Annotated in this window: 1 protein-coding gene; it reads left to right on the forward strand. The window is 73.5% G+C overall.

Features of this window, described 5'->3' with window-relative positions; genetic code table 11:
• Positions 1-10026: SDR family NAD(P)-dependent oxidoreductase (locus ACSNOC_RS25405; RefSeq protein WP_436749906.1), on the forward strand; the 10026-nt coding region annotated here is incomplete at both ends.

Consider the following 10026-nt stretch of genomic DNA (forward strand, 5'->3'; position numbering starts at 1 on the left):
CACCCTCGCCCCGGCCCTCCTCCGCCAACTCCCCGACGCCCAACGCCACCTGACCGCCCGCGACACCACCACCTCCGCCGGTGCCGACGGCCGTGCCGGGCACGCGGACGGCGCATCCCCGTTCGTCCAGCGGCTGGCCGCCCTCCCCGTGGCCGAACGCGCCCGCGCCGTCGTGGATGTGGTGCGCGCCGAGGCCGCCGCCGTCCTCGGCCACGCCGGACCCGAAGCCGTCCCGCCCGGAAAGGCGTTCCGCGAAGCCGGATTCGACTCGCTCACCGCCGTCGAACTCCGTAACCGGCTCTCCGCCGCCACCGGCACCCGGCTCCCGACGACCGTCGTGTTCGACCACCCCACCCCCACCGACCTCGCCGCCTTCCTGCACGCCCGGATCACGGGCCAGGACCAGCGGCCCGCCGAACCGGCCGCGTCCGCCGGCCCGGCGACGACCGACGGCGGCCAACGCCCGTACAGCGACGAGCCGATCGCCATCGTCGGCATGAGCTGCCGCTTCCCCGGCGACATCCGCTCGCCCGAAGACCTGTGGCGACTCCTCGCCGAAGGCCGCGAAGCCCTCGGCGCCTTCCCCGCCGGGCGCGGCTGGGACCTGGACTCCCTCTACGACCCCGACCCCGAACACCCCGGCACCAGCTACGTCCGCGAGGGCTGCTTCCTCCCCGACGCCGGTGAGTTCGACGCCGCGTTCTTCGGCATCTCGCCCCGCGAGGCCCTGGCCATGGACCCGCAGCAGCGGCTGCTGCTGGAGGTGGGCTGGGAACTGTTCGAGCGGACGGGCATCGACCCGGCGACGCTGCGCGGCAGCCGCACCGGCGTGTTCATCGGCTCCAACGGCCAGGACTACGCGCAGGATTACGCGTCCGGCCTGCTCCACCAGGTGCCCGACGCGGTCGAGGGCTACCTCCTCACCGGCCGCGCCGCGAGCGTCGTCTCCGGCCGCCTCGCCTACACGTTCGGCCTCGAAGGCCCGGCCGTGACCGTCGACACCGCGTGCTCGTCGTCGCTGGTCGCCCTCCACCTCGCGGCCCAGGCGCTGCGGCAGGGCGAATGCGCACTCGCCATGACCGGTGGCGTCACCGTCATGTCCACCCCCCGCGCCTTCGTCGGCTTCAGCCGCCAGCGCGGCCTGGCAGCCGACGGCCGCTGCAAGGCGTTCGCCGCGGCGGCCGACGGCACCGGCTGGGGCGAAGGCGTCGGCATGCTGATGCTCGAACGCCTCTCCGACGCCCGCCGCAACGGCCACCGCGTGCTGGCCCTGATCCCCGGCTCCGCGATCAACCAGGACGGCGCGTCCAACGGTCTCACGGCCCCCAACGGGCCTTCCCAGCAACGCGTCATCCAGCAGGCCCTGGCCGCCGCCGGTCTGTCGACCGGAGACGTGGACGCGGTCGAGGCGCACGGCACGGGCACGTCGCTGGGCGACCCCATCGAGGCGGACGCCCTGATCGCCACCTACGGCCAGGGCCGCCCCGCCGAACGGCCGCTGTGGCTGGGCGCGTTGAAGTCGAACATCGGGCACACCCAGGCCGCGGCGGGTGTCGGCGGCGTCATCAAGATGGTGATGGCGCTGCGCAACGGACTACTGCCGCGCACCCTCCACGTGGACGAGCCGTCCCCGCACGTCGACTGGTCGGCGGGCGCGGTGAAACTGCTGACCGAGGCCGTCGCCTGGCCGGACAACGGCCACCCGCGCCGCGCGGGCGTCTCGTCCTTCGGCGTCAGCGGCACCAATGCCCACGTCATCGTGGAACAGGCCCCCGACGACGACAACCGCCCCGACAACGGTCCGTCCGGGGACGGTCGTTCCGACCAGCCCGCCGCCGAAGCGCTTCCGGCGGTGTGGCCGCTCTCGGCCAAGGACACCACCGCCCTGCGCGCCCAGGCGCAGCGGCTCCTCACCCACCTCGACCAGCACCCCGACGCACGCCCCGCCGACATCGGGCTCTCCCTCGCCACCACCCGCGCCGCCCTCGAAACCCGCGCGGCCGTCGTGGGCACCGACCGCGACGAGCTGACCGACGGCCTCCGGGCCCTCGCCCGGGGCGAGCACGCCAACGTGCCCCGCGTGGTCCGCGGAACCGCCCTGCCCGACGCCCGCACCGCGTTCCTCTTCTCCGGGCAGGGCAGTCAGCGGCTGGGCATGGGCCGGGAATTGTACGCGGCATTCCCGGCGTTCGCGGACGCGTTCGACCAGGTGTGCGCGCACCTGGACGCCCACCTGCCCCGGCCGCTGCGGGACGTCCTGACAACCGAGGCGCTCCATGAGACGGCCTTTGCCCAGCCGGGGTTGTTCGCGGTTGAGGTGGCGTTGTTCCGGTTGCTGGAGTCGTGGGGTGTGCGGCCGGATGTGGTGTGCGGGCATTCGGTGGGGGAGTTCGCCGCCGCGTATGTGGCGGGGGTGCTCCCGTTGGAGGACGCGGCGCGGCTTGTCGCGGCGCGGGGGCGGTTGATGGGTGCCCTGCCGCCGGGTGGGGTGATGGTGGCCGTGCAGGCAGCGGAGGCCGATGTCCTGCCCCGGCTCGCCGGGTTCGAGGACCGGGTGAGTATCGCCGCGGTCAACGGCCCCGCCTCCGTCGTGGTGTCGGGCGAGGAGCAGGCCGTCGCGGAGGTGACGGCCGGGTGGAGGACCAAGCGGCTGTCCGTGTCGCACGCGTTCCACTCCCCGCTGATGGAACCGATGCTCGCCGCGTTCCGCACCGAACTGGCGGACGTCATCTTCAGCACACCCGTCCTGCCCCTGGTCTCGACCCTGACCGGCCGACCCGTCGCGGACGACGAACTGGCCACCCCCGACTACTGGGTGCGCCAGATCCGCGAACCGGTCCGTTTCGCGGACGCCATCACCGCGCTCGCCGGCCAGGACGTCACCACCTGCCTGGAGATCGGCCCCGGGGGTGCCCTGACCGCCTCAGCCCGGGACCTGCTCGACGGCACCGCCACCGCCCTCCCCGCCCTGCGACCCGACCGCCCCGAACCGCTCGCCCTCACCACCGCACTCGCCGCCTGCCACACACACGGTGCCCCCGTCGACTGGGACCGCTTCTTCGCCGGCCACGACGCCCACCGGCTCGAACTCCCCACCTACGCCTTCCAACGCGAGCACTACTGGCTGCCGCTGCCCACCTCCGCCGACGCGGCGGGCATCGGCCTCAGCCCCGTCCCGCACCCACTGCTCACGGCCGGAGTCGGCCTGCCGGACGGCGGTCACCTCATCACCGGCCGCCTCTCCCGGGCCGCGCACGCCTGGCTCTCCGAACACGCCGTCTTCGACGCCGTGCTCCTCCCCGGCACGGCATTCGTCGAACTCGCCCTGCGCGCGGGCCGGGAGACCGGCTGCGCACAGCTCGAAGAACTCGCCCTCGCAGCCCCGCTCGTCCTGCCCGACCGAGGCGGCGCGGCCCTCCGCATCACCCTCGGCGCCGCCGACGAACAAGGCCGCCGCACCATCGACATCTCCTCCCGCGCCGACGACGACCCGTCCGCCGACTGGACCTGCCACGCCACCGGCCGGCTCGCCCCCCAGCAACCCCCCACGGCGGGCCAGCCGTTCGACCTGACCACCTGGCCGCCGCCCGGCGCGGCCCGGATCCACGCCGACGACCTCCACGGCGTGCTCTACGACCGGCTCGAAGCGCTCGGCTTCGGCTACGGCCCGAACTTCCGCGGCCTGCACGCCGTATGGCGCGACGGCGACACCCTGTACGCCGAAGCCACGCTGCCCGACGAGACGGACGGCGCCGCGTACGGACTCCACCCCGCGCTCCTCGACGGCGTGATGCACTGCTCCTGGCTCGGCCTGCTCTCCGGCACCGCAACCGGCGACTGCCTGCTGCCCTTCTCGTGGCAGCACGTCACCCTGCACGCGACCGGCGCGCGGGCCGTGCGGATCAGGATCGCCCCGGCCGGTCCCGACGCCGTCTCCGCGTACGTGGCCGACGACCACGGCCTGCCCGTGGCCACCGTCGGCACCGTCGCCCTGCGCCGCTTCACCGCCGACCGCCTGCGGGAAACCCTCGCCGCCACCACCCGCCGCGCGGCGCACGACTCGCTCTTCCGGCTCGACTGGCTGCCCGCCACCGTTGGTCACCCCGACCCGGCGCACACCATCGCCCACCTCGCGAACGTCACCCACCCCACGGACCCCACGGACCCCGCGCACGCCGTGCCCTCCGGGGCCGCCGCCCAGGCCACCCACCACGCCGACCTGGCCGCCCTCGGCCGCGCCCTCGACGCCGGAACACCCGCCCCGCACGCCGTTGTTGCCGCCGTCCCGGGCGACGACGTCCACGCGAGCGCGCGGAACGCACTGGCCCTGGTGCAGGACTGGCTGGCGGACGAGCGGTTCGCGGACGCGCGGCTGGTCGTCCTGACCCGCGATGCCGTCACCGTCGGCGGCGACGCCGGAACGCCGTACCGCGCCCCCGACCTCGCGCAGGCGGCCGTATGGGGCCTGATCCGGTCGGCCCAGTCCGAACATCCGGGACGCCTCGTCCTCGCCGACTGGGACGGCCACCCCGACTCGTGGACCGCGCTGCCCGGCGTACTGGCAGGCCACGAGCCGCAGTTCGCGCTGCGGCGCGGCACCGCGCGCGTGCCGCGCCTCACGCGGACCCGGCCCGACGACGCCCTCACCCCCGAACCCGGCGCCCGTGGCTGGCGACTGACATCCACCGCCCCCGGCACCCTCGACGCCCTCGCCCTCACCGCGAGCCCGGCCGACCCCGCCGAACGCCCCCTCGGTGACGGGCAGATCCGCGTCGCGATCCGCGCCGCGGGCGTCAACTTCCGCGACGCGCTCATCGCCACGGGCATGTTTTCCGAGCCAGCGCCCCTCGGCTACGAAGGCTCCGGCATCGTCCTGGAGACCGGCCCCGGCGTCACCGGACTCCAGCCGGGCGACCGCGTGTTCGGAATGATCACCGAGGCATTCGGCCCGTACGCCGTCGCGGACCACCGGCTCGTCACACGGATGCCCGACGGGTGGACCTTCGCGGAGGCAGCGGCCGTCCCCGCCGCGTTCCTCACCGCCTACTACGCGCTCGTGGACCTCGCCGGGGTGCGGGAAGGGGAACGCGTCCTCGTCCACGCCGCCGCCGGTGGCGTCGGCATGGCCGCAGTCCAACTCGCCCACCACCTCGGCGCCGAGGTCTTCGGCACGGCCAGCCCGTGGAAGTGGCCCGCCCTGGCCGGACTCGGCCTGGACGAGACACGACTGGCGTCCTCACGCTCGCTCGACTTCGAGGACCGCATCCGCGCCGCCACCGGCGACCGCGGCATCGACGTCGTACTCAACTCCCTGACCGGCGACTTCATCGACGCCTCCGCACGGCTCCTCACCGAAGGCGGACGCTTCCTCGAACTCGGCAAGACCGACCTCCGCGACCCCGCGGAGATCGCCGCCCTCGCCGCCCACCCCGGCGTCCACTACCGCCCGTTCGTCCCCTTCGAAGCCGAACCCGCCCGCGTGGCCGAGATGCTGCGCGCCATCGTCGCCCTCTTCGAGGCGGGCCACCTCCAGCCGCTGCCCCTCACCTGCCGGGACATCCGGCACGCACGCCAGGCGTTCCGCGACCTCGGCCAGGCCCGGCACATCGGCAAACTCGTGCTGACCATGCCGCCGACCACCACCTCCCCGTTCGCCGCCGACCCCGACGGCACCGTCCTCATCACCGGCGGCACCGGGGTCCTCGGTGCCCTCGTGGCGCGGCACCTGGTGACCGAACACGGCGCGCGGCGCCTGCTGCTCGTCAGCCGACGCGGCCCCGATGCCGAGGGCGCCGACGCGCTGCGCGAGGAACTCACCGCCCACGGCGCCGAGATCACCATCACCGCCTGCGACACGGCCGACCGCGACGCCCTCGCCGGGCTCCTCGCGGACATCCCGCCCCACCACCCGCTCAAGGCCGTCGTGCACCTCGCCGGCGTCATCGAGGACAGCCCGGTCACCTCCATGACCCCCGAGCAGGTGGACCACGTGCTCCGCCCCAAGGCCGACGCCGCCCGGCACCTGCACGAACTGACGCGGCACCTCGACCTCAACGCCTTCGTCCTCTTCTCCTCCATGTCCGGCACCCTCGGCGGCCCCGGACAGGCCAACTACGCGGCGGCCAACACCTGTCTCGACGCGCTTGCCCGCCACCGCCGCGCCCGGGGACTCCCCGCCGTATCCATGGCCTGGGGCCTGTGGGCCCAGGACAGCGGCATGACCAGCAAACTCGCCACCGCTGACCGGGCCCGCGCCAAGCGCCTCGGCCTCATCGCCATGGCCTCCGAAGAGGCTCTCGCTCTCTTCGACGCGGCCTGCGGCGCCCCGGACGCGGTGCTCTGCACGACCCGGCTGGATCTGCCCGGCCTGGCCGCCGCCACTCAACCCGCCACGGCGGCGGGCTCCGTCCCGCCGCTGCTCCGGGCCCTGGTCACGCCCCCGGCGCGGCGCGCCGGTTCGGGCAGCGGCACCGCCACCGCCGGAACGGCCGGAACGGCCCGTCCGGCCTCGGCGGACCTGGCCCGGACCCTCGCCGCCCTCGACGAACCCGACCAGGCGCGCCTCCTGTTGGACCTCGTCCGCGACCAGGTCGCCACCGTTCTCGGCCACGCCTCGGACGCGGGCATCGCATCCGACCGCGCCTTCAAGGAACTCGGCTTCGACTCCCTCACCGCGATCGAGCTGCGGAACCTCATCAACGCGGCCACCGGCATCCGCCTCCCCGCCACCCTCGTGTTCGACCACCCCACACCGCAGGCACTCGCACGGCACCTGCGCACCGAACTCCTCGGCGCGGACGCGGACCTGACGGGCGCCCGCGCCCCGGCAGGGCGACCTGCGGCTCCCGTCACCACCGGGGCCGCCGGAGACGAGCCCATCGCGATCGTCGGCATGAGCTGCCGCTACCCCGGCGGCGTCACCACCCCGGAGGACCTGTGGCGGCTCGTGGCCGGAGGCGGCGACGCCATCTCCGGCTTCCCGACCGACCGAGGCTGGAACGTCGAGGCGCTGTACCACCCGGACCCTGACCACCACGGCACCACCTACGCCCGCGAGGGCGGATTCCTGCACCACGCGGGCGACTTCGACGCCGACTTCTTCGGCATCTCGCCGCGGGAGGCGCTGGCGATGGACCCGCAGCAGCGGCTGCTGCTGGAGGTGTCATGGGAGGCGTTCGAACGCGCCGGTATTGACCCGAAGTCGGTCAAGGGCTCCCGCACCGGCGTCTTCGCCGGGGTGATGTACCACGACTACGGCTCCCGACTCCCCGTCGTCCCGGACGGGTTCGAGGGCTACCTCGGCAACGGAAGCGCGGGCAGCATCGCCTCGGGCCGGGTGGCGTACACGTTCGGGCTGGAGGGTCCGGCGGTGACGGTGGACACGGCGTGTTCGTCGTCGTTGGTGGCGTTGCATCTGGCGGCGCAGGCGCTGCGGCAGGGCGAATGCACCATGGCCCTCGCCGGAGGGGTGACAGTCATGGCGACCCCCAACACCTTCGTGGAGTTCAGCCGTCAGCGGGGTCTGGCGGCGGACGGTCGGTGCAAGGCGTTCTCGGCCGCTGCGGATGGGACGGCGTGGTCGGAGGGCGTGGGCGTGTTGCTGGTGGAGCGGCTGTCGGATGCGGTGCGCAACGGTCATCCGGTGCTGGCCGTGGTGCGTGGGTCGGCGGTGAATCAGGACGGTGCGTCGAACGGTCTGACGGCTCCGAACGGGCCTTCGCAGCAGCGCGTTATCCGGCAGGCGCTGGCAAGTGCCGGTCTGTCGGCGGCGGATGTGGACGCGGTCGAGGCGCACGGCACGGGCACGACCCTGGGCGACCCCATCGAGGCCCAGGCGTTGATGGCGACCTACGGGCAGGAGCGGAACGGGGACCGGCCGTTGTGGTTGGGGTCGTTGAAGTCGAATATCGGGCACACGCAGGCGGCTGCGGGCGTGGGCGGTGTCATCAAGATGGTGATGGCGATGCGGAACGGGCTGCTGCCGCGCACGCTGCACGTCGATGAGCCGTCGCCGCACGTGGACTGGTCGGCGGGCGCGGTACGGCTGTTGACGGAGACCGTGGCCTGGCCGGAGAACGGCCACCCGCGCCGCGCGGGCGTGTCCTCCTTCGGTGTCAGCGGCACCAACGCCCACGTCGTCATCGAGGCACCGCCCGCCGCACCGCACGGCGCGGAGCGCTCCGCCGAGCCGACGGCCGCCGTGGCATGGACCCTGTCCGCCAGGGACGCGGCCGGTTTGCGCGAACAAGCCGAGCGGCTGCTGTCCTACGCGGGCGATCACCCGGAATCCGACCTCACGGACATCGGCTGGACCCTGGCGACCTCGCGTGCGCACCTGGAGCATCGCGCGGCGGTGGTCGGTGTGAACGCGGACAGCCTGCTGGGCGGCCTGCGGGCCCTGGTGCGCGGCGAGTCGGCGGCCGGTCTGGTACGCGGCGGAGCTGCCTCGGGTCATCGGGTGGGGTTCTTGTTTGCGGGGCAGGGGAGTCAGCGGTTGGGGATGGGGCGGGAGTTGTATGCCGCGTTCCCGGTGTTCGCTGGTGCGTTTGATGAGGTGTGGGCCCGGTTCGGTCTGCCTTCGGGTGAGGCTCCGGTGTCTGTGCAGCCGGGGTTGTTTGCCGTTGAGGTGGCGTTGTTCCGGTTGTTGGAGTCGTGGGGTGTGCGGCCGGATGTGGTGTGTGGGCATTCGGTGGGGGAGTTCGCTGCCGCGTATGTGGCCGGCGTGCTCTCGCTGGATGACGCGGCGCGGCTTGTCGCGGCGCGGGGGCGGTTGATGGATGGGCTGCCGCCGGGTGGGGTGATGGTGGCGGTGCCGGTGTCGGAGGCCGATGTCGTGCCCCGGCTCGCCGGGTTTGAGGATCGGGTGAGTATCGCCGCGGTCAACGGCCCGGCCTCGGTGGTGGTGTCGGGTGAGGAGCAGGCGGTCGCGGAGGTGACGGCCGGGTGGAGGACCAAGCGGCTCGCGGTCTCCCACGCCTTCCACTCCCCGCTGATGGAACCGATGCTGGCGGCGTTCCGTGCGGAGCTGGAGTCGGTGTCGTTCGGCGTGCCGTCCATCCCGTTGGTGTCGACGGTGACGGGCCGGCTGGTGTCTGCCGGTGAGTTGGCGGATCCGTCGTACTGGCTGCGGCAAGTGCGGGAACCCGTCCGCTTCGCCGATGCCGTCGAAAGCCTCGCTGGGGAGGGTGTGAGCGCATTCGTCGAGGTGGGGCCGAGTGGGACGCTGGCCGCGCTGACGCGGGAGTTGGTGGACGAGTCCGCCGTCGTGGTGCCTGCCCTGAGGAAAGACCGCAGGGAAGACACAGCGCTGACGTCGGCCGTTGCCGAGCTGCACGTCCATGGCGTGGAAGTGGACTGGGCCGGCGTGCTCGCAGGACGCGGTGCTCGTTATGTCGATCTGCCGACCTACGCCTTCCAGCGCCGCCGCTTCTGGCTGGAGGCACCGCGCGTGCGAGGCGACCTTGCCAGTGCCGGGCTCGACGTGGCCGATCATCCGCTGCTCGGCGCCGCAGTCGTTCTGCCGGAAGGCGAAGGAGCGGTTCTGACCGGCCGGTTGTCCCCGGCCGACCAGCCCTGGCTGGCGGACCACGTCGTCCACGGGACGATCCTCGCGCCCGGCACCGCACTGATCGAACTCGCCCTGCGCGCGGGCCAAGAGGTCGGCTGCGGACAGATCGATGAACTGACCATGCAGGCCCCTCTGGTGCTGACGGAGGAACGAGCGCGCCACGTTCAGGTCGCCGTGGGCGGCTCCGACGCTTCAGGCCGGCGCTCGGTCCACATCAGCTCCCGCCCCGAGGGCGCCGACACCGACGAGCCGTGGACCCGGCATGCCACCGGAACCGTGACGGCCGGTACACCGAGCCCGAACAGCACCCACTCCTCCTGGCCTCCTGCCGGTGCCGAACTGGTCGAGGTGGAGGGGCAGTACGAGCGGTTCGCGGGGCTGGGGTTGGTGTATGGGCCGGTGTTTCGTGGGTTGCGGGTGGTGTGGCGGGTTGGGGATGAGGTGTTTGCGGAGGTGGC

Origin of the sequence: Streptomyces sp. URMC 129 (genome assembly GCF_051386415.1) — a bacterium.
Taxonomy (GTDB): domain Bacteria; phylum Actinomycetota; class Actinomycetes; order Streptomycetales; family Streptomycetaceae; genus Streptomyces.